Genomic DNA, 21,042 nt, shown 5'->3' on the forward strand with positions numbered 1-21,042 from the left:
CGGGTTTTTTTATGTCTGGCATTGGGCGCGCACTAACTGACCGCCAAATTGTCCCGATGAATGAGCTCCGGATCACCGATATAGCCCAACACTTCGGCAATATCCTTGCTGCCCACACCAGCTATTTTTTTCGCCTCGTCGGCGCTGTAATTTACCAACCCGCGAGCCACTTCTTCGCCGTCCGGTCCGATACACAGCACCAGATCGCCGCGGTTAAAACGACCGCTGACACGGGTTACCCCCACCGCCAGCAAACTGCGCCCCTGCTGTCGCAATACCCGCACCGCGCCGGCATCCAGCTGCAAGGTACCCTGACTGCGCAACTGTCCAGCCAGCCATTTTTTGCGGGCCGCCATAGGGGCCTGATCCGCTCGCAACAGCGTTCCCAGCTCCTCACCGGCCAATAGCCGCGTCAGCACCTCATCGACTCGACCGCCAGCAATAACGGTGTCGCTGCCAGAGCGCGCCGCCAGGCGCGCCGCCCTCAGTTTGGTCAGCATGCCGCCACGACCAAGACCACCACCGCTGCCACCCACCATGGGATCCAACTGAGTATCGGAGGCCTGAGCATCACTGATCAGCTCGGCATCGGGGTTGTGGCGGGGATCGCTGGCATACAAGCCCTGCTGGTCAGTGAGGATGATCAGCGCATCGGCATCGATCAGGTTAGCCACCAGGGCAGCCAGAGTGTCGTTATCACCAAAGCGGATTTCATCGGTTACCACGGTGTCGTTTTCATTGACTACCGGCACCACGTTGAGCTCTAGCAGGGTCATCAGGGTACTGCGGGCATTGAGGTAGCGGTCCCGGGCAGAGATATCATCGTGCCCCAATAGAATCTGCGCAGTCTGCAGTCCGTGCTGGCGAAAGCGGGTTTCGTAGGCGTGCACCAGCCCAACCTGCCCCACCGCCGCCGCTGCCTGCAATTGATGCAGGTCTTCGGGGCGTTGCGACCAACCCAGTCGGGTCATGCCCTCCGCCACTGCCCCGGAGGACACCAGCACCACCTCCCGGCCACTCTGCTGTAGCGCCGCCAGTTGAGCGACCCAACTATCCAGGCCCTGAGCATAAAGCCCCTTGCCATCGTCAGTGAGCAGCGCCGAACCAATCTTGACCACCAGGCGCCGGGCTGAAGTGAGTTTTTCCCGCGTCACATCACACTCTCTTGTTTAACTTGCGCTTGTTACAGCCGCCACTCCCAGCGCACCCAAGGGCATTAAGGGCGGTAGATAACTTCCACGTCCCCGTCGTCGTCATCGTCTTCATCGTCGTCGCCCTGATTCGCCATCCTCGCCAGGCGCCGCGCTTCGGCCTGTGCCCGCAAGCGCTCCCGAGCCTCTGCCTGCATCGACTCCTGCAACGCCCGCTCCTCGGCGGCCGCCTCAGGGTTATGGCTAAAGTACTCGTCCTGCTCCTCGACAAAGTGCAGCACGTCCTGACAAAGCCCCTCGGTATTGTCGCCGCTGATGGCCGACACCTGATAAACCGGCCCCTGCCAATTCAGCGCCTCAATCAACTCAGCACAGCGAGCCTCGCGCTCCTCTTCGGGGATTAAGTCCATTTTGTTGAGTACCAGCCAGCGCTGACGCTGGGCCAGAGCGGGGCTGAATTTTTCCAGTTCACTAACAATGCTGCGCACCGCATCCACAGGCTCACTGCCATCAAAGGGCGCCATATCAACAATGTGCAATAGCAGGCGAGTTCGGGTCAGGTGTTTAAGAAAGCGCACCCCCAAGCCCGCGCCCTCGGCAGCCCCCTCTACCAAGCCGGGAATGTCGGCAATCACAAAAGCGCGATGGGGCTGAACTTTGACCACCCCCAAGTTAGGCACCAAGGTGGTAAAGGGGTAGTCTGCAACTCGAGGCTTGGCCGCAGAGACGGCGCGAATAAACGTTGACTTGCCGGCGTTGGGCAAGCCCAGCAGCCCCACATCGGCCAGCACTTTCAGCTCCAGTCGAAGGTTGCGGACCTCGCCGTCGGTGCCCCGGGTAAACTGCCGTGGCGCGCGATTGGTACTGGATTTAAAGCGGGTGTTACCCAAGCCGTGGAAACCGCCCTGGGCCACTTTTAGGGTGTCACCGGCCGCAACCAGGTCCCCTAACACTTCCCGGGTGTCCTCATCGATCACCGTGGTACCTACCGGCACGTCGAGGATCAAATCTTCGCCACTTTTGCCCCGGCAGTTGCTTCCCCGCCCCTGCTCGCCCACTTGGGCTTGATAGGCACGTACGTAGCGAAAATCCACCAGCGTATTGATGGCGGAGTCAGCGCGCAGAATCACACTGCCGCCGTCGCCGCCATCGCCGCCGTCAGGGCCACCTTTGGGAATGTATTTTTCGCGGCGAAAGCTGAGGCAGCCATTTCCACCGCGGCCGGCCGCCACCCGGATTACCGCCTCATCGACGAATTTCATGTTTAATCACTACCGCTAATGGGGAGAGCCGCGCTCTCCCTGACTGTTTCAGGGCTACTACTTTAATGTACTTACTGCAGAAACAAAAAAGCCCCGTCGGCTGACGAGGCTTTCGATCTCCGTGAGGCCGCGTGTCAGGCCGCGACAATGCTCACGAATTTACGGCCTTTTGGGCCTTTGGTTTCGAACTTAACCACGCCGTCCGACTTGGCGAACAGAGTGTGGTCTGTGCCGCAACCGACGTTTTCACCAGCGTGGAACTTGGTGCCGCGCTGACGAACGATGATGCTGCCTGCAGTGACAACCTGGCCACCGAAGCGCTTCACACCTAAGCGTTTACTTTCCGAATCGCGCCCGTTACGGGTACTACCACCAGCTTTTTTGTGAGCCATGCGTTTCTCCTCGTGTTCTCAGGTCCGCCCTTAGGCGCTGATACCAGTGATTTTGACTTCAGTATACCACTGGCGATGTCCCGCCTGCTTCATGCTGTGCTTGCGACGGCGAAACTTAACGATCTTCACTTTGTCGTGACGACCTTGTGCCACGACTTCCGCAGTAACCTTGCTGCCGTCCACGTAGGGAGCGCCAATTTTCAGATCTTCACCCGCTTTGACCAGCAGTACCTTGTCAAAGGTCACGGTCTCGCCGGTGGCGATTTCCAGTTTTTCCAGCTTGAGGGTTTCGCCCTCTTCAACACGGTGCTGCTTGCCACCGCTCTCGATCACTGCGTACATAAGCAAATTCTCCAAAAGCCTGCTTGCGCTGTTTGAGTAGATTGGCCGCCTCACCGGGGAACCGAGCCCCAAGGCGGAACAAGTCCAGGCACTGATCGCCGCGCGTAGCGCTGCAATGCAGTTTCGGTACATTCCTAAAATAAGGGCGCGAAGTATACGCACAACAGCGCCACATCACAAGCCCTGAGAGAGGCCGCGAATGCCTGTTCTTGACAGCCCGTAGTGGGCCCCATAGGATGCTGCCGATTCCACCAGATGTACCCTCGCAAACATGCATCAGATTCGACAGGTCGTGGACAGCGAATTTGCCGCCGTCAACGACTTCATTATTGAGCAACTCCATTCCAACGTGCCCCTGGTGGAAAACATCGGGCACTACATTGTCGATGCTGGCGGAAAACGTCTGCGCCCGTTATTGACCCTGCTCTGCGCCGGCGCCACCGGCAATATTGGTCACGATTCAGTTCGACTGGCCGCGGTGATTGAATTTATCCACACTGCAACCCTGCTGCACGATGACGTGGTGGACCTGTCGGAACTGCGGCGCGGCCGCCCCACCGCCAACGCCAACTGGGGCAATGCCCCCAGCGTACTGGTGGGGGACTTCCTCTACTCCCGGGCCTTCCAGATATTGGTGGGCATCGGCAGCATGCCGCTGATGGATCTGCTGTCCCACACCACCAACACCGTGGCAGAAGGGGAAGTTCTCCAACTTACCCGGGTTGGCGACAGCGCCACCAGCGAAGAAGATTACTTCGATGTGATTCGCGGCAAAACCGCCGTGCTATTCGCCGCCGCCTGTAGCGGTGCCGCCATCATTAACAGCGCCGCAAGCCACCGCGAGACACTGCACCAATACGGTCTCAACCTGGGCATCGCCTTTCAATTGGTGGACGACATTCTCGACTACCAGGGCAACCCCGAGGAGACCGGCAAGAACGTCGGCGACGATCTGGCTGAGGGCAAGCCCACCCTGCCGCTGATCTATGCGCTCCAGCATGCCAAGCCTGAACAGCAGCAGCAAATTCGGCAGGCCATCGAACAGCGTTCCGCCGAGCACCTGACAGAGATCCTTCACACCGTGCAATCCTGTGGCGCACTGGAGTACTGCCAACGCCAAGCCGAGTATTTCTCTAACGCGGCAGCCGAGTCACTCAACACACTGCCGGCGTCCGCCTACCGGGACGCTCTGGTGTCATTAACCACCCTCGCCCTTCAGCGGCGCAGCTAGATCGCGGCGCGCTACCCCGCCCGTTTTCATCAGAACGGAACGGTTTTTGCGTTACACTTTCCAAAGCCTTTGGGCCGGATGTCAGCCCCACCGGCGTGGAATAACGTGTAACACCGCAAGGACCCAGGATCGTGCCCCAACTCGACGGATCAGTTTTCGACCAGCTTCACAGTCTTGCCCAGTCAAGCCGCAACCAGTCCCTGGCTGGGCGCTTTGCCGACGACCCCGAGCGCGCCGCGCGCTACAGCGCTCAGGTAGGCCCTCTGTATGTCGACTACGCCAAGCACCACCTCGACCCCACAATACTGTCGACTCTGCTGACACTGGCAGAGCAAGCGGAGCTCCCGGCGCGGTTTGCTGACATGGCGACCGGTGCGCTTCTCAACAACACCGAGGAGCGGCCAGTCAACTACCCCCAGCTGCGCCGACAGGGCGCAGAGGGTGACGGCAATGGCGATATTGGCGCCATGTTCGGCACCATGGAGCGGCTGGTAACCGCTGTGCGTACCGCCCAGTGGCGCGGTCCCAGCGGCAAGCCCTATCGCCATGTGGTGAATATCGGTATCGGCGGCTCCGACTTTGGACCTCGCCTGCTTTGCGACGCCCTGCCTACCTCAGCCACTGGCGGCGACCTCACCAGCCATTTTGTCGCCAATATCGACCCAGATTGCATAGAGCGGGTTTTATCTGAGCTGCCGTTGGACCAGACGCTGTTTATTGTGGCGTCGAAATCCTTTTCTACTCAGGAGACCCAGTACAACGCCCAGCACGCCATGGCCGCGCTAAAGCAATTACGCGGCACTGATTCGGTAGCCGATCAATTTATCGCCGTCACCGCCAAGCCCAGCGCGGCGGCGGCACTGGGGATTCCAGAGGCTCAGATAGTCGCTGTACCAGACTGGGTCGGCGGGCGCTTTTCACTGTGGTCAGGCTTTGGCATTGCCATTGCGCTGAGCAAAGGCATGGCGGTGTTTCGCCAAGTGCTGCAGGGCGGCGCCCTGGTGGACGATCACGTCGCCTCAACCCCCTTGAAAGACAACATTCCCGCCCTGCTGGGGCTGCTGGACGTGTGGTATCGCAACGGCTGGGATTGCAGCTCTCAGGTTGTGCTGCCCTACAGCCACCGGCTGGCACTGCTGCCCACCTACCTACAGCAACTGTTTATGGAAAGCGCCGGCAAATCGGTGGCCGCCGATGGCACTCCGCTGGCGGTGGCCAGCGGCAACGTACTGTGGGGGAGCGAGGGCACCAACGGCCAGCACTCCTTTCACCAGCTGCTGCACCAGGGCAGCGATATGATTCCCGCCGACTTTATCGCTTCGGTGACGCCACCAGCAGGGGGCGAGGCCGGACACGCGGCGCTGCTGGCCAACTGCTTTGCACAAAGCCTGGTATTGATGGAAGGACAGGACCCCAGTGCGCTTGCCGAAAAACTTTGCGACGAGGGCCTGGAGCCCGAGGCCGCCATGCAGCTTGCCCGGCACAAGGCCATGCCGGGCAATCGCCCCAGCACCACCATTTTGCTGGAAAATCAGGGGCCCCAAGCACTGGGGGCCCTGATTGCTCTCTACGAGTACAGGCTGCTTACTGCCAGCTTTATCTGGGGACTGAATCCCTTCGACCAGTGGGGCGTTGAGCTGGGCAAGCAGGTGGGCAAGCAGTTATTGTCTGCCATCGACAGTGGCGATCTGCCCCAGAATCTGGACAGCTCGACGCGAAACTTGATGGAAAAAATGAAAGCCGGGCGCTGAGGCTAGCGCCCGGCAGAAGGACTTAGAGCTGGGCTAACAGCTCTTCTGTTTTGCTCTGCATCAGCGCTGAGTCACCGGCACTCTCAACGTTGAGTCGCACCACTGGCTCAGTGTTAGACATCCGCACATTAAAACGCCAGCCATCGAAGCTCATACTCAAACCATCGGTATGATCCACGGACTGGGCGGCGTCGGCGTAGCGAGCCTCGATAGCCGCCAGGGTTGCCGCCGCGTCTTCCACTTCGCGGTTGATTTCACCGCTACAGGGGTACTCGGCCTGACGCTCTTCCACCAGCGATGCCAGACTGGCCGACTTCACTGACATTAACTGGGTCACCAGCAGCCAGGGAATCATGCCACTGTCGCAGTAGGCAAAATCACGGAAGTAATGGTGAGCGCTCATCTCGCCGCCGTAGACCGCGTTTTCCAGGCGCATCCGCTCCTTGATAAAGGCGTGCCCGGTTTTACTCTGGATCGCCTTGCCGCCGTTGGCCTCGGCGATAGCAATCGTGTTCCAGGTCAGCCGCGGATCGTGAACGATTTTCTCACCGGGGGATTGCAGCAGAAAGGTTTCCGCCAGCAGCCCCACCACGTAGTAGCCCTCGATAAAATTGCCCTGATGATCAAAGAAGAAACAGCGGTCGAAATCGCCGTCCCAGGCAATCCCCAGATCGGCACCACTGCTTTTGATAGCATCGATGGTGGGCTGACGATTCTCGGTTAGCAGCGGGTTAGGCACCCCATTGGGGAAGTTACCATCGGACTCGTGATGAACTTTAATAAATTCAAAAGGCAGGTGGGGCTCCAGTAAATCCACAACCCGACCGGCACCGCCATTACCGGCATTCACAACGATTTTGAGGGGCGACAGGCTGGCAACATCGATATAGGACAGCAGATGCTGCACATAGGCGTCGGCACAATCCAGCGGCTGCAGGCCGCCCCGCTCCCCCACCGGGGGGAAGTCGTTTTTCTCGGCCAAGGCTTTTATGTCCAACAGGCCGGTGTCGCCACTGATGGGTTTGGACTCTTCCCGGACAAACTTCATGCCGTTGTAGTCTTTGGGATTGTGGCTGGCGGTGACCGCGATGCCGCCGTCCATCTTGGCGTGTGAGGTGGCAAAATAGATCTCTTCCGTACCACACAGCCCAATGTCATAGACATCCACGCCGGCATCCATCAAGCCGTTGCTGAGCGCCCCCTTGATGGCCTCGCTACTGAGGCGGATATCATGGCCCACCACCACTTTCTTAGGCTTGATCACTTCGGCATAGGCGCGACCAATGCGATAGGCGATGTCTTCATTCAGCTGATCGGGGATGCGACCGCGGACATCGTAGGCCTTAAAACAGGTCAAAGATTCCACGGTTATTCCTCGCTGTAGATGTGCTCGTAGACGTAATTAGTGGCCTCGATAAAGCCAGGCACGCTACCACAGTCAAAACGTTTGCCACGGAATTTGTAGGCCAGTACACAACCGTTCTGGGCCTGGGTCATCAACGCATCGGTAAGCTGAATCTCTCCATTTTTCCCCGGTGGGGTATCACGGATAATGTCAAAGATATCCGGCGTCAGAATATAGCGACCGATAACCGCAAGATTACTGGGTGCGTCCTCGGGCTTGGGTTTTTCAACCATATTGGAAACCCGATACAAACCGTTACCCATATCCTCGCCGGCAATCACACCGTACTTTTCAATTTGGTCGGCGGGTACTTCCATGGTGGCGACAATACTGCAGCGAAACTGGTTATAGAGTTTCACCATCTGCGCCATCACGCCCTCATCACCTTTGTTTAAGCACAGGTCATCAGAGAGAATAACGCCGAAGGCCTCATTGCCAATCAGGCACTCGCCGGTCAGGATAGCGTGGCCCAGCCCCTTCATTTCCCGCTGACGGGTCATCATAAAGGTGCCTTTATCGAGAACCTCGCGGATGCTGGATAGGTACTTTTCCTTGCCAGTACCGGCAATCTGGTGCTCCAGCTCATAGCTAATATCGAAATGGTCAGCTATCGATCGCTTGCCGCGACCAGTGACAAAGGCCACCTCTTTCAGCCCAGCCTCAATGGACTCCTCCACGCCGTATTGCACCAGTGGCTTGTTCACCAGCGGTAGCATCTCTTTTGGCATGGATTTAGTTGCGGGAAGAAATCGAGTGCCGTAACCGGCGACGGGAAACAAACATTTTTTAATCATAGCTTTCCTTATAGTTGCCCCTAGCAGGGCATATCACTCCAGCGGCGATGGCCGACAACATACATGTGACCGGGAGCTGGATTGTCCCAGTCAGGCCCTGCCTAGGCAATACATCCTCGCGCATCGGGGCGAGACCTGCCTGTGGTATAGCGAATCCCTATGACCATCATATTACGGCCCAGTTTCGCTGGGGCAAGTCACCTTGCCAGCAGTGCCTGTCGCGGCGTTCAAAGTTGATAGAGCAAACATCAGGCCAATGTTGACATTTTTGTGTGACTCGCCTTTTGCTGTGCTAACATGCGCCCTACTTTCCACCCCGGACAATGGTCTCAGGATGTCTGTTAACGAGAAGAATAGTTTTAGCAAACAAGAGCTTATAGATTGCGGCCACGGTCGCTTGTTCAGCGGCGGCAACCCGCGACTGCCAGTGGACAACATGTTGATGGTAGACCGCGTTACCCATATCAGCAGTGAAGGTGGCACCCACGGCAAGGGCCAGCTGGTCGCCGAGCTGGATATCCACCCCGACCTGTGGTTTTTCGACTGCCACTTTGTCGACGACCCGGTCATGCCGGGCTGCCTGGGCCTTGACGCCATGTGGCAACTGATGGGTTTTTTCCTTGGCTGGCGCGGCAACGGCGGCAAGGGCCGAGCACTGGGCGCCGGGGAAATCAAGTTCACTGGACAGATTCTGCCGGACAGCAAACTGGTCACCTACACCCTGAACTTCAAACGTTTGATCGAGCGCAAGCTAATCATGGGTATCGCTGACGGTGAGGTCTCGGTTAATGGTAAGGTGATCTATACCGCCAAGGATTTGCGTGTCGGGCTGTTTAACGACACCGACAGCTTTTAGTAAAGCTGCAGCTGTAGCGACAGATAAGCTATAAAGATAGATAGCTAAGCAACGGACAAGCACACACTACCTATTTGTGAGAGGTATTTCATGAGACGTGTAGTCATTACCGGCATGGGCGTCGTGTCGAGCATTGGCAACAACCTGAGTGCCGCACTGGCATCACTGGAGAACGGCACTTCAGGTATTACTGCCAACGACACCTACAAGGAGATGGGGTTTCGCAGTCAGGTTTCTGGCTCTATTAAAGACCTGGACCTCAAGGAACACATCGATCGTAAACAGCTGCGCTTCATGGGCGATGCCGCGGCCTACGCCTACATTGCCATGCAGGAAGCGTTGACTGACTCCGGCCTGGAAGCCAGCGACCTGGACAACCCCCGCACCGGCATTATCGCCGGCTCCGGCGGTGCTTCGTCGGCCAATCTAGTGGAAGCCGCCGACGTACTCCGCGAACGCGGCGTCAAGCGGGTGGGCCCCTACCGGGTGACCCAGACCATGGGCAGCACCGTGTCGGCTTGCCTGGCGACACCCTTTAAGATCAAGGGCATCAACTACTCCATCTCCTCGGCCTGCGCTACCAGCGCCCACTGCATTGGCAATGCTGCTGAACTGATTCAGCTGGGCAAGCAGGATGTGATCTTTGCCGGTGGCGGCGAGGAGGAGCACTGGACGCTGAGCTCACTGTTCGACGCGATGGGCGCACTGTCCACCAAGTACAACGATACCCCCGACAAGGCCTCCCGGCCCTACGACGCCGACCGTGACGGCTTTGTTATCGCCGGCGGCGCGGGCATGGTGGTAATGGAAGAGCTGGAGCACGCCAAGGCCCGGGGCGCAAAAATTTATGGCGAACTGGTGGGTTACGGCGCCACCTCTGATGGTTACGACATGGTAGCGCCCAGCGGTGAAGGTGCCGCGCGCTGTATGCACCTGGCTCTGCAGGATATCGACGGCGGAGTGGATTACATCAACTCCCACGGCACCTCGACGCCAGCGGGGGATATGCAGGAGCTGAAAGCCATTAAACAGGCCTATGGCGACCAGCCGATGCCGATGATCGGCTCCACCAAGTCTTTGGCGGGCCACTCTCTGGGCGCCACCGGTGTGCAGGAAGCGATCTTCTCGCTGCTGATGATGCAAAACAACTTCGTTGCCGCATCAGCCAACATCGACAAACTCGACGACGAAGCTGAGGGCATCCCCATTCTCACCGAAAAGAAAACCGGGGTGACCTTGAACACCATTATGTCTAACAGCTTTGGCTTTGGTGGCACCAACGCCAGCCTAGTGTTTAAACGCTACGAGTAAGCCTCGATCAGCGGCCGCTGCCGGCGGTCGCTGACTTCCCCCCTCTCTTCTGCCTTCGTTATTTTTTATCCGTCAGCTAGTGGGCCGTCGCACCCCTAATCCAGCAACGACATGGGAATGGCAGAAACGGTATCGCCTCGCGAGACGGTGGTGCCTGGTGGAATCACCACCAAGGCATCGCACCATGCCACAGAACTCAGCACTCCGGAGCCCTGGTGGGGATACAGACTGGCGCTGAGCCGCCCACCCTCGCCACTTAAGCGAGCCCGAGCGTACTCTTGTCGACTACCGGATTTGGGCCAATCGAAATCCGCCGACACCGGCCAGGCGCTGGGTACAGCATCATTGTCGCCCAGCATTGACAGCAGATAGGGGCGGACCAGCAAACAGAAGGTCACAAAGCTGGAGACCGGGTTGCCAGGTAAGCCAAAAAACGGCGTATCGCCTAATTTGCCATAGGCCAAGGGCTTGCCCGGCTTGATGGCCAGCTTCCACAACGACAGCCAGCCCAGCGCCTCAACCTGGCTTTTGACGTGGTCTTCCTCACCCACAGAGACACCACCGCTACTAACCACCACATCTGCAGCGGCAGCGGCGTTTGTCAGGGCCTGGCGGGTGGCCTCAGGGCTATCCCCGACGATCCCCATATCCACAACGTCCATGCCCAAGCCGGCCAGCAGTGCTGCCAGCATCGGACGATTGGAATTGTAGATCTGTCCCGGCTCTATCGCCTGACCGGGCTCGCGCAGCTCATCGCCGGTACACATCAACGCAACTTTAAAGGGGCGCCGAACCGGCGCGACGTCGATGCCCAGAGAAGCCAACAGCCCAAGCTGCGCAGCGCCCAATCGCTGACCGGCTGACAATACGGTTTGCCCCCGGGCGATATCCTCTCCGCGACGACGAATATGCTGGCCGGTACTGGGCTGGGTCGACAACTGCACGTGATCGCCGTCGCGCTGGCAGTCCTCCTGGGCAACAACGCAATCTGCTCCGGGTGGCACCGGTGCGCCGGTAAAAATTCGCGCCGCCGTGCCCGGCATCAGTGGCGTGGCGACCTGGCCCGCCGGGATGCGCTGGCTGACCAGCAGGGGCTGCCCATCCCGAGCGTCCAGCGCTCGCAATGCATAGCCATCCATCGCACTGTTGTCCACCGGCGGCACATCGATACCGGCACGGATCTCTTCAGCTAATACCGCGCCACGGCATTGCACAATTGGCAGGCGCTCGACGCCCACTAATGAGGCGTCCGACACAATTTGGTGCAAAGCGTCATCAAAAGGGGTTAACTTAGCCACTTTCGGCACCAGAACGACGAGTGTTGAGCACCCCGACAAAATTACAAGGGCGGTGCCTACTGTCCAGCTGCTCAGCAATCAGGCGGGTCCAGGCCGTTTTGCAGGCACCGGTGGAGCCTGGCATGCAAAAAATCACGGTGTTGTTAGCCAACCCGGCCAGCGCCCGGGATTGCACCGTTGAGGAGCCAATCTCTTCAAAGGACACGGCTCTAAAGACCTCACCAAAGCCGTGAATCTCCTTGTCGAACAACACCGACACGGCTTCCGGGGTGGAATCCCGGCCCGAGAAGCCGGTGCCGCCGGTGACCAAAACCGCCTGCACGGCGTCGTCGGCAATCCACCGAGACAGCACTGCTCGAATCTGGTAGATGTCGTCTTTGACAATGCATTTTTCCAGCACGCGGTGACCGGCACCGCTCAACACATCCTGTAAGTAGTGCCCCGAGGTATCGCTGGCCTCGTCGCGGCTGTCGCTGACCGTCAGTACCGCCACACCCAGAGCGGTAAAGGTTTCACCGGCACTCATACGACTTCCTCCTCACACAGGCTTTTAATCAATTTTGGCAAATAGGCTCGCCAGGGTAACTGCTTGATGCCGAAGTGACGAAGAATGCGATCACAGGACAATGGCGCAATCCAGGGTTGCCAATCCTCCCCTTGATCGTCATCTGCGCTGATCTCCGACGCCACCGCCACAAACTGCGACGCATAAGCCAGGCTGACTTCGGCGAATTCAAATGCCGTACTGCTGCCACTACTGTTGTAATGGTAGACCCCGCGACACAACGCTCCGCAGGAGAGCTGGTCGACCATTCCCGATACGACCCGGGCAAGATCAGTGACTGGTGTCGGGCAGGCACGGCGGGTATTGCGCAGCGACACGGCATCACTCTGGCGAAACCACCGCACACAATCGGCAAGAAAGTGATCGCCGCTGGCAGCCACCAGGGTCCCGGTGCGCAAAATCAATGTTTGCGCGTTACTGGCCAAGACCTGTTCTTCCAGCGCGATTAGCTGTCGACCCCACTCAGAGCTAGCGGCGGGAATGGTATTTTCTGCAGCGCCCTCGTCGTCGAGATTCGCGCCATCAAACACGCCACCATCGGTGATCAACAAATACAGCGCGGACTGCCGAGCACAGGCGTGTAGTAATGTTTCGTAAAAGGCGGGTGGCGAGGCAATGCCACCGCCTTGAAGTGGGCTGATCCAGCGGGCGTCAATCACCAGTGCATCGCGAAGCGCGCCGTCGCTGGCATCGGCGACATGCACGGAGTCCAATATCTCGCGACCGCGGGATGCAAACTGAGCACGTATTGCATCGGCCAGCGGCCCACCGTTGGAGAGCAGGACAACATTCACAATTGGTGGCAACCCTTAAAAGTGGTGACTCGGCATTTCTTGATAACGGCTACAAACTTACTTCATGCACCACGGGCAAACAAGGGAAAAACTTGTTGAAGATTAGTGACTTGGCCGCAGCTGGCGCGCTTCCTCGACAAGGCTTACGCGCCGGGATCTGCGTCGCGAACGCTAAAACGGAATATCATCGTCAAAACCGTCGTCAAAGCCGCCGGGAGCTGGCGCGCCCTGGCCCTGCGGAGCCTGGTTTTGAGGAGCCGGGTTTTGCGCCGGCCGCGAAGGAGCAGATTGGGGACGCTGCGGGGCGGACTGATTGTAGTCGCCATAGCCGCCACTGCTGCCGCCACTGCTGCCGCCACGACCATCGAGCATTTGCATCTCGTTGGCGACGATTTCTGTGGTGTAGCGATCCTGGCCATCCTGACCTTGCCACTTGCGGGTCCGCAGTGAACCCTCGACATAGACCTTGGAGCCTTTCTTTAGATATTCGCCTGCGATTTCCGCCAGGCGGTTAAAAAACACCACCCGGTGCCACTCGGTACGCTCTTGGGGCTGCCCGGTTTGCTTGTCCTTCCAACTTTCGCTGGTGGCAAGGGTAACATTGGTCACCGCTGACCCTGAGGGCATATAGCGGGTTTCCGGGTCCTGGCCCAGATTGCCGATCAAAATCACCTTGTTGATGCCACGCGCCATCGTTATTCTCCTGTTGCCCTATTGCTGTTGCCAAGGGTATTCGCTATCCAAACGAGCACTATACCGCAATCTTTTCTGTCGCGACCATGACGGCTACCTAGAAATTTAACGCCTGACTTCAACACTACCGGGTAGACAGGCAATATCAAAATCCCTGGCCACCTGCAGATAGGCGGTACGCTGCTCCTCAAAAACGGTAATCGCCAGGGAGCCGGGCAGTGCCAGCATGGCCGACTGCAGCCCCCGGGCGTCCCACTCGCCGGGCTGCCAATACAATGTCAGGTTCTCAGACTTTGGCGGCACCTGCATCCACCACGCCACCGCCCACCATATCAACGCCGACACCGCAACGAGGGTAAACACCGCACTGCTGCCACCCCAACCCGACAACCAGCCGCCCACCAGACCACCGCAAAATGCTCCAAAAAACTGAAAACTGGAGTAAACCCCCATCGCGGTGCCTTTGCCGCCGGGATACACCGTCCGGCTCAGCAGTGATGGCAGTGACGCCTCCAAAAAATTAAATGCCGCAAAAAACACCAACAACATAATTAGCAGCAAGGTGCCATGCAGTGTCAGCACAGACAGGGGCAGGGTTGCTGCCGCTAACAGCGCTACCGCCAACAAAAACACCGCGCGCATGGCATCACGGCGCTCGGCATAAATAATCGCTGGCACCATCGCCACAAAGGACAGAACCATCACCGGAAAGTAAACCTGCCAGTGGTCTGCCCGCATCCAACCTAACTGCTCCAACAAGCCCGGCACCACAACAAACAGCGCCATCAGCATGCCGTGCAGGAAAAATATGCCAATGTTAAGCCGCATTAAATTCGAATCTTTTAAGCAGCGGGCCAACATCTCGCCCGGGGCCCGACTGCCGGCATCCACAAATTGACTATTTGGGGTAGGAATCACAAACACCGTGATGGCTATGCCCACTATCGCAAGCACTGCCGTGACCACAAACAGACCGCTGAGCCCCGACCAGCCGCCGATCCACGGTCCCAGCACCAGCGCCAGAGAGAAAGACACGCCAATACTGCCCCCAATAGCTGCCATCGCTTTGGTGCGGTGCTGCTCCCGGGTCAGATCCGCCACCATCGCCGTCAAAGTACTGGCAATGGCTCCGGCCCCCTGCAAAAGACGGCCGGCAATCACGCCGTATAGGCTGTCGCTCATCGCCGCGACCACGCCACCCAGGGCGAACACCAGCAAACCGCCAATAATCACCGGTTTGCGGCCGATGCGATCAGATAACATACCCAGGGGAATTTGCAGTATCGCCTGCCCCAGGCCATAAACCCCCAGTGCCAAGCCAATCAGTAGTGGCGTACTGTGCCGGTATTCCTCGGCATAGAGCGCCAATACCGGCAGCAGCATAAACAGACCCAGCATGCGAAAGGCATAGAGGCTGGCCAGTGCCAGTACCGCACGCAATTCGAATCGAGTCATGGGGGAATCAGTCAAGAGTTGAGGGCCTGTTTACAAAAATCATCAGCGGGGGAAGCTTGGCATTCTACCAGCTCGTCCGGCAGCCTGACATCCGCCCGTTTTGCTTTTTGCGCCACAATCTGACTCGACCGTATAATGGTCTGTTTATTTCTCCGGGGGATTTATGGATCGGATTATTGTTCGCGGCGCCCGCACCCACAATTTAAAGAACATCGACCTAGAGATTCCCCGCGACAAGCTGGTGGTCATCACCGGTCTATCGGGGTCGGGTAAATCCTCCCTGGCGTTTGACACGCTTTATGCCGAGGGGCAGCGCCGCTACGTAGAGTCTCTCTCTACCTACGCTCGGCAGTTCCTGTCGATGATGGAAAAGCCCGACGTCGACCATATCGACGGCCTGTCACCGGCCATTTCCATTGAGCAGAAATCCACCTCCCACAATCCCCGCTCCACCGTGGGCACCATCACCGAAATTCACGATTACCTGCGCCTGTTGTTTGCCCGGGTTGGCGAGCCCCGCTGCCCTGATCACGATGAGCCACTGGCCGCCCAGACTGTTAGCCAAATGGTGGACACAGTTCTGGCGCTACCGGAGGGCAGCAAGATGATGATGCTGGCCCCGGTAGTACAAAACCGCAAAGGCGAGCACCTCCACGTGTTTGAAAAGTTGCGCAGCCAGGGTTTTGTGCGCGCCAGAATCGACGGTATTGTGACCGACTTGGATGACACGCCAAGCCTGGATAAAAAGCGCAAACACACTATTGAGGTGGTCATCGACCGCTTTAAAGTGCGCAGCGACCTTGCCCTGCGATTGGCAGAATCCTTCGAGACCGCGCTGGAACTGACCGACGGCATTGCCTCCGTGGCACCCATGGACGCCGATGGCGGTGCCGAGCTGCTGTTCTCTGCCAAATTTGCCTGCCCCCATTGCGGCTACAGCCTCAGCGAATTGGAGCCGCGACTGTTTTCCTTTAACAGCCCATTGGGGGCATGCAGCAGTTGCGACGGCCTGGGTGTAAAACAGTACTTTGACGAATCCCGCCTGGTGCAACACCCGGAAGCCAGTCTTGCCACCGGCGCCATCCGTGGTTGGGACCGCCGCAGCGTGTATTACTTCCATATGCTCAACTCCCTAGCGGAGCACTACGGCTTCGATATCGACGCGCCTTTTGAGTCCCTAAGCGCCCAGCACCGTAAAAAGATCCTCTACGGCAGCGGCAATGAAGAAATCAGTTTTACCTACGTCAACGATCGGGGCGACAACTTCCAGCGCCGGCATCGCTTCGAGGGGGTTATTCCCAATATGGAGCGACGCTACCGGGACACAGAGTCACAGACCGTAAGGGAAGAGCTCAGCAAATACCTCTCTACTGACAATTGTCCGGACTGTCACGGCACCCGCTTGCGCCGGGAAGCCCGCCACGTATTCTTGCTGGACAACACCCTACCGGATATTTCCAGCATGCCGGTGGGCGCCGCCAGGGACTATTTCGCCACCCTAAAACTCAGCGGCCGCCGGGCACAGATTGCCGAAAAGATCCTGAAAGAAATCAATGACCGTTTGCGCTTCCTGGTGGATGTCGGTCTCAACTACCTGACCCTGGACCGCAGCGCCGATACGCTGTCCGGGGGTGAGGCTCAGCGCATCCGCCTGGCCAGTCAAATTGGTGCCGGCCTGGTGGGAGTCATGTATATCCTCGACGAGCCCTCCATCGGCTTACACCAGCGCGACAACGAACGGTTGCTCAATACACTTCGCCACCTGCGGGATATCGGCAACACCGTGATCGTCGTGGAGCACGATGAAGACGCCATCCGCACTGCCGATCACATCATTGATATCGGCCCCGGCGCCGGGGTGCACGGCGGCGAGGTGGTGGCCCAGGGCAGTCTCACAGCGATTCGCCGCAGCGCCGAGTCACTCACCGGGCAATACCTTTCCGGCAAGCGCAAGATTGCGGTGCCAGAGCAACGCTACGAGCCCAACCCCGATCGCTATATTCACCTGGAGGGCGCCATTGGCAATAACCTACAGGATGTGACCCTCAACCTTCCGCTGGGCTTGATGACCTGCATTACTGGCGTGTCGGGATCTGGTAAGTCGACACTGATCAACCACACTCTGTTCCCCATCGCGGCTACGGTACTCAACGGCGCAACCACGCTAAAGCCCGCGCCTTACACTGACATTCACGGTTTGGAGCTGGTAGACAAGTGCATCGATATTGACCAGAGTCCGATCGGCCGGACTCCTCGTTCTAACCCTGCAACCTATACCGGTATATTCACCCCTATTAGGGAGTTGTTCGCGGGCACCCAAGAGGCCCGCTCCCGCGGTTATAAAGTGGGGCGTTTCAGCTTTAACGTTAAAGGCGGCCGCTGCGAGGCCTGCCAGGGTGACGGGGTCACCAAAGTGGAGATGCATTTTCTTCCCGACATCTACGTCGCCTGTGAAGTCTGCCAGGGCAAACGCTATAACCGCGAAACCCTGGATATACTCTTTAAGGGCAAAAACATCCACGAAGTGTTGGAAATGACCGTCGAAGAAGCCAACAGCTTTTTTGAGAACGTCCCCGCCATCAGCAAGAAACTCCAGACTTTAATGGACGTCGGCTTGAGTTATATTCGCCTGGGGCAGGCCGCCACCACCCTATCGGGGGGCGAAGCTCAACGGGTTAAACTGGCAAGAGAGTTGTCCAAGCGGGATACCGGCAAGACCTTGTATATCCTTGACGAACCCACCACTGGGCTGCACTTTGAAGACATTCAACTATTACTGACCGTACTGCATCGCTTGCGGGATCACGGCAACACGGTGGTAGTGATTGAGCACAACCTGGATGTGATAAAAACAGCAGACTGGATTATCGATCTAGGGCCCGAAGGCGGCAGTGGCGGCGGCCAGATCATCGCGGAAGGTACGCCAGAACAGGTCGCCACACTGGATCATTCCTACACCGGCCAGTTCCTGGCACCAATGTTAAAGACCCGCAAGACCACCAAAAAGAGCGCCTAGCCAGGGCGCTCAAACAATGCCCAGCCCCGCTGTACCGGTGGGTGAGCCGGGCACAAAAAAGCCGGCGCTAGGGCCGGCTTTTTAGGTCAGACAAACGTGGATGTTAATCCTCGTCGTCTTCCTCTACCTCTTCTACTACTGGACGATCGACCAGCTCGACATAGGCCATAGGCGCTTTGTCACCGGTGCGCAAACCGCACTTCATAATGCGGATGTAGCCACCCGGACGGGTTTCATAACGCGGACCCAGCTCGCCGAACAGCTTGCCCACGGCCTCATCGCTGCGCAGACGAGAAAAAGCCAGGCGGCGGTTAGCCACACTGTCAGTTTTCGCCAGTGTAATCAGCGGCTCGGCATAGCGACGCAGTTCCTTGGCTTTGGGCAAGGTAGTTTTGATCAGTTCATGCTCCACCAGCGACGCAGTCATGTTGCGAAACATCGCTTTGCGGTGAGAGCTGTTGCGGTTCAGTTGGCGGCCACTTTGACGATGACGCATGGCTTTATCCCTTACTAATAGTTGATGCTATCTCAGCATGTACCTAGTTAATCGAACGGCGTATCAGAGATCGCCCGGAGCGGCTTACGCCAGCACCCGGTCGTCGTTACGCAAACTTGCCGGCGGCCAGTTGTCCAAACGCAGGCCCAGTGACAGGCCGCGAGACGCCAGCACATCTTTGATTTCGGTCAGCGATTTCTTGCCGAGGTTAGGAGTCTTGAGCAGCTCCACCTCGGTACGCTGAACCAGGTCGCCGATGTAGTAAATATTTTCCGCTTTCAAACAGTTGGCGCTGCGCACAGTCAGCTCCAAGTCGTCTACCGGACGCAGCAGAATCGGATCAACTTCGTTTTCTTCCCGTGAAGGCTCTTTCTCGCCTTCGCTTTCCAGGTCAACGAATACGGCCAATTGTTGTTGCAGAATGGTCGCTGCGCGGCGAATCGCTTCTTCAGGATCGATTGTGCCGTTGGTTTCCAGATCCAGCACCAACTTGTCCAGGTCAGTGCGCTGTTCAACCCGTGCACTTTCGACCACGTAGCTTACCCGGTTGATCGGGCTGTAGCTGGCATCCAACTGCAGACGGCCGATAGAGCGAGTTTCTTCTTCGCCACCATCGCGAGCATCAGCCGGCACGTAACCGCGGCCACGACCGATGGTCAAGCGCATGTTAAGGTCGCCGTCGCTGTTAAGCGTTGCGATAACGTGCTCGGGATTAACGATTTCTACTTCGTGGTCAGTCTGGATATCACCAGCTGTGACTGGGCCCGGACCTTTTTTGCTGAGCGTCAGTACCGCTTGGTCTTTGCCATTGAGTACAACGGCAACTTCCTTGAGGTTCAGCAGCACTTCGATAACGTCTTCTTTCACGCCTTCCATCGCGCTGTACTCGTGGAGCACACCGTCGATTTCAGCTTCGACTACCGCACAACCGGGCATGGACGACAGCAAGATGCGGCGCAGCGCATTACCCAGCGTGTGGCCAAAACCCCGCTCCAGCGGTTCCAAGGTTACCTTGGCGCGGGTCGAACCCAGTTCTTCAACCTGGATGACACGCGGGGTCAGAAATTCATTCACTGCACTTTGCATAGCTCACCTGTGAGGGTTATCCGGTCAATGACTTACTTGGAGTAAAGTTCTACGATCAGTTGCTCGTTGATCTCCGAGGACAAGTCACTGCGATCCGGTGCATTTTTAAACACCGCTTCCAGCTTGTCGTTGTTCACATCCAACCAGGCGCAATCACCGCGCTGAGCGGCCAGGGCAATAGCGGACTGAACACGCAGCTGCTTCTTGGCCTTTTCTCGCAGAGAAATCACATCACCAGGCTGAACTTGGTAAGACGGAACATTAACCACAGAACCGTTTACCAAAATACCTTTATGAGAGACCAGCTGACGTGCTTCCGCGCGGGTAGAGCCAAAACCAATGCGGTATACAACATTGTCCAGGCGGCTTTCCAGGTACTGGAGCAGGTTCTCACCGGTTGCACCTTTTTTACTTGCAGCTTTTTTGTAGTAGCTGCGGAATTGCTTTTCCAGCACGCCATACATACGACGAACTTTTTGCTTCTCACGAAGCTGCACACCGTAATCCGACAGGCGACCGCGACGGGCACCGTGCATACCGGGGGCAGTTTCCGCCTTACACTTAGAGTCCAGCGGACGCACACCGCTCTTCAGGAACAGGTCGGTACCTTCCCGTCTGGCTAATTTACAGCTTGGGCCCAAATATCTAGCCATGCTCAGAATTCCTCAACTGTTAATTACACGCGACGTTTCTTGGGAGGACGGCAACCATTGTGTGGAATGGGCGTCACGTCTGTGATGTTGGTGATTTTGTAACCGCAGTTATTCAGTGCACGCACTGCTGACTCACGACCGGGGCCAGGACCTTTAACTTCGACGTCCAGATTTTTAAGGCCGTATTCTTTTGCGGCATTACCGGCGCGCTCGGCAGCTACCTGAGCCGCGAAGGGCGTGCTCTTACGAGAGCCGCGGAAACCGCTACCACCCGCCGTTGCCCAGCTCAGAGTATTACCCTGGCGGTCGGTGATGGTAATGATGGTGTTATTGAATGAGGCGTGAACATGCGCAACGCCATCGACGACGGTCTTTTTGACCTTCTTACGCGGTGTTTGCTTACCGGGTTTAGCCATTGTGATTCCTGCTTCTAATATCAACACTACACTAGAGGTGTAGCTACACTAAAACGCGACAGCGCTGCGACAAGC

20 protein-coding genes are annotated in these 21,042 nt (G+C 57.7%); 5 read left to right on the forward strand and 15 right to left on the reverse strand.

Going from position 1 to position 21,042, the window contains the following annotated elements; all coding sequences use genetic code 11:
- Positions 1–32: 32 nt before the first annotated feature.
- The 4 genes from proB to rplU form a co-directional block, all read right to left on the reverse strand.
- The gene (gene proB / locus I6N98_RS14160) at positions 33–1,154 is read right to left on the reverse strand and encodes a glutamate 5-kinase (protein WP_198568994.1); all 1,122 of its coding nucleotides are present in this window, start codon (positions 1,152–1,154) and stop codon (positions 33–35) included.
- Between the two features lie 62 nt (positions 1,155–1,216).
- On the reverse strand, positions 1,217–2,413 hold the full coding sequence (gene cgtA / locus I6N98_RS14165; RefSeq protein ID WP_198568995.1) for an Obg family GTPase CgtA: 1,197 nt from the start codon (positions 2,411–2,413) through the stop codon (positions 1,217–1,219).
- A 134-nt stretch (positions 2,414–2,547) separates the two neighbouring features.
- Positions 2,548–2,805: a 50S ribosomal protein L27 gene (gene rpmA, locus I6N98_RS14170; protein WP_198568996.1), complete on the reverse strand. Its 258-nt coding sequence runs from the start codon at positions 2,803–2,805 to the stop codon at positions 2,548–2,550.
- 30 nt (positions 2,806–2,835) lie between these two features.
- Positions 2,836–3,147: a 50S ribosomal protein L21 gene (rplU, locus tag I6N98_RS14175; RefSeq protein ID WP_198568997.1), complete on the reverse strand. Its 312-nt coding sequence runs from the start codon at positions 3,145–3,147 to the stop codon at positions 2,836–2,838.
- Positions 3,148–3,418: 271 nt separating this feature from the next.
- On the opposite strand from rplU, the gene I6N98_RS14180 reads away from it, so the two are divergent.
- Positions 3,419–4,378 carry a polyprenyl synthetase family protein gene (locus I6N98_RS14180; protein WP_198568998.1) on the forward strand — a complete coding sequence of 320 codons (960 nt, stop codon included), beginning with the start codon at positions 3,419–3,421 and terminating at the stop codon, positions 4,376–4,378.
- Between the two features lie 131 nt (positions 4,379–4,509).
- Positions 4,510–6,129, forward strand: a complete 1,620-nt coding sequence (gene pgi / locus I6N98_RS14185; protein WP_198568999.1) for a glucose-6-phosphate isomerase — start codon at positions 4,510–4,512, stop codon at positions 6,127–6,129.
- A 22-nt stretch (positions 6,130–6,151) separates the two neighbouring features.
- Here pgi and I6N98_RS14190 read toward each other — a convergent pair whose 3' ends face one another.
- On the reverse strand, positions 6,152–7,495 hold the full coding sequence (locus I6N98_RS14190; protein ID WP_198569000.1) for a phosphohexomutase domain-containing protein: 1,344 nt from the start codon (positions 7,493–7,495) through the stop codon (positions 6,152–6,154).
- A gap of 2 nt (positions 7,496–7,497) precedes the next feature.
- Positions 7,498–8,328, reverse strand: coding sequence for a UTP--glucose-1-phosphate uridylyltransferase GalU (gene galU / locus I6N98_RS14195; protein WP_198569001.1), 831 nt, complete (start codon positions 8,326–8,328; stop codon positions 7,498–7,500).
- Positions 8,329–8,662: 334 nt separating this feature from the next.
- Here galU and fabA point away from each other — a divergent pair, with 334 nt between their 5' ends.
- Positions 8,663–9,184 carry a bifunctional 3-hydroxydecanoyl-ACP dehydratase/trans-2-decenoyl-ACP isomerase gene (fabA, locus tag I6N98_RS14200; protein ID WP_198569002.1) on the forward strand — a complete coding sequence of 174 codons (522 nt, stop codon included), beginning with the start codon at positions 8,663–8,665 and terminating at the stop codon, positions 9,182–9,184.
- A gap of 90 nt (positions 9,185–9,274) precedes the next feature.
- The gene (fabB, locus tag I6N98_RS14205; RefSeq protein WP_198569003.1) at positions 9,275–10,495 is read left to right on the forward strand and encodes a beta-ketoacyl-ACP synthase I; all 1,221 of its coding nucleotides are present in this window, start codon (positions 9,275–9,277) and stop codon (positions 10,493–10,495) included.
- A gap of 95 nt (positions 10,496–10,590) precedes the next feature.
- Here the strand turns inward: fabB and I6N98_RS14210 are convergent, their stop codons facing one another.
- The 5 genes from I6N98_RS14210 to I6N98_RS14230 all read right to left on the reverse strand — a co-directional run bounded on the left by I6N98_RS14210 (position 10,591) and on the right by I6N98_RS14230 (position 15,300).
- Positions 10,591–11,793: a molybdopterin molybdotransferase MoeA gene (locus I6N98_RS14210; RefSeq protein WP_198569004.1), complete on the reverse strand. Its 1,203-nt coding sequence runs from the start codon at positions 11,791–11,793 to the stop codon at positions 10,591–10,593.
- The gene (gene moaB / locus I6N98_RS14215; RefSeq protein WP_198569005.1) at positions 11,786–12,319 is read right to left on the reverse strand and encodes a molybdenum cofactor biosynthesis protein B; all 534 of its coding nucleotides are present in this window, start codon (positions 12,317–12,319) and stop codon (positions 11,786–11,788) included. The genes I6N98_RS14210 and moaB overlap by 8 nt, the downstream gene beginning before the upstream one ends.
- Positions 12,316–13,152, reverse strand: coding sequence for a sugar nucleotide-binding protein (locus I6N98_RS14220; RefSeq protein WP_198569006.1), 837 nt, complete (start codon positions 13,150–13,152; stop codon positions 12,316–12,318). Before I6N98_RS14220 ends, moaB begins: the two co-directional genes overlap by 4 nt.
- Positions 13,153–13,323: 171 nt before the next feature.
- A complete protein-coding gene (gene ssb, locus I6N98_RS14225) occupies positions 13,324–13,845 on the reverse strand; it encodes a single-stranded DNA-binding protein (RefSeq protein ID WP_198569007.1) in 522 nt (173 codons plus the stop codon).
- A gap of 105 nt (positions 13,846–13,950) precedes the next feature.
- Positions 13,951–15,300 (reverse strand): MFS transporter, encoded by a 1,350-nt coding sequence (locus I6N98_RS14230; protein ID WP_198569008.1) that lies wholly within the window; start codon positions 15,298–15,300, stop codon positions 13,951–13,953.
- A gap of 163 nt (positions 15,301–15,463) precedes the next feature.
- Here I6N98_RS14230 and uvrA point away from each other — a divergent pair, with 163 nt between their 5' ends.
- Positions 15,464–18,316 carry an excinuclease ABC subunit UvrA gene (gene uvrA / locus I6N98_RS14235; RefSeq protein ID WP_198569009.1) on the forward strand — a complete coding sequence of 951 codons (2,853 nt, stop codon included), beginning with the start codon at positions 15,464–15,466 and terminating at the stop codon, positions 18,314–18,316.
- Between the two features lie 103 nt (positions 18,317–18,419).
- On the opposite strand, the gene rplQ is transcribed toward uvrA, so the two are convergent.
- From rplQ to rpsK, 4 genes are all read right to left on the reverse strand, one after another.
- On the reverse strand, positions 18,420–18,812 hold the full coding sequence (gene rplQ, locus I6N98_RS14240) for a 50S ribosomal protein L17 (RefSeq protein WP_198569010.1): 393 nt from the start codon (positions 18,810–18,812) through the stop codon (positions 18,420–18,422).
- Between the two features lie 84 nt (positions 18,813–18,896).
- On the reverse strand, positions 18,897–19,898 hold the full coding sequence (locus tag I6N98_RS14245) for a DNA-directed RNA polymerase subunit alpha (RefSeq protein ID WP_198569011.1): 1,002 nt from the start codon (positions 19,896–19,898) through the stop codon (positions 18,897–18,899).
- 32 nt (positions 19,899–19,930) lie between these two features.
- Positions 19,931–20,551: a 30S ribosomal protein S4 gene (rpsD, locus tag I6N98_RS14250; protein WP_198569012.1), complete on the reverse strand. Its 621-nt coding sequence runs from the start codon at positions 20,549–20,551 to the stop codon at positions 19,931–19,933.
- Positions 20,552–20,574: 23 nt separating this feature from the next.
- A complete protein-coding gene (gene rpsK, locus I6N98_RS14255; protein ID WP_198569013.1) occupies positions 20,575–20,967 on the reverse strand; it encodes a 30S ribosomal protein S11 in 393 nt (130 codons plus the stop codon).
- Between the last annotated feature and the right edge of the window lie 75 nt (positions 20,968–21,042).

Source organism: Spongiibacter nanhainus (assembly GCF_016132545.1).
Lineage (GTDB): Bacteria > Pseudomonadota > Gammaproteobacteria > Pseudomonadales > Spongiibacteraceae > Spongiibacter > Spongiibacter nanhainus.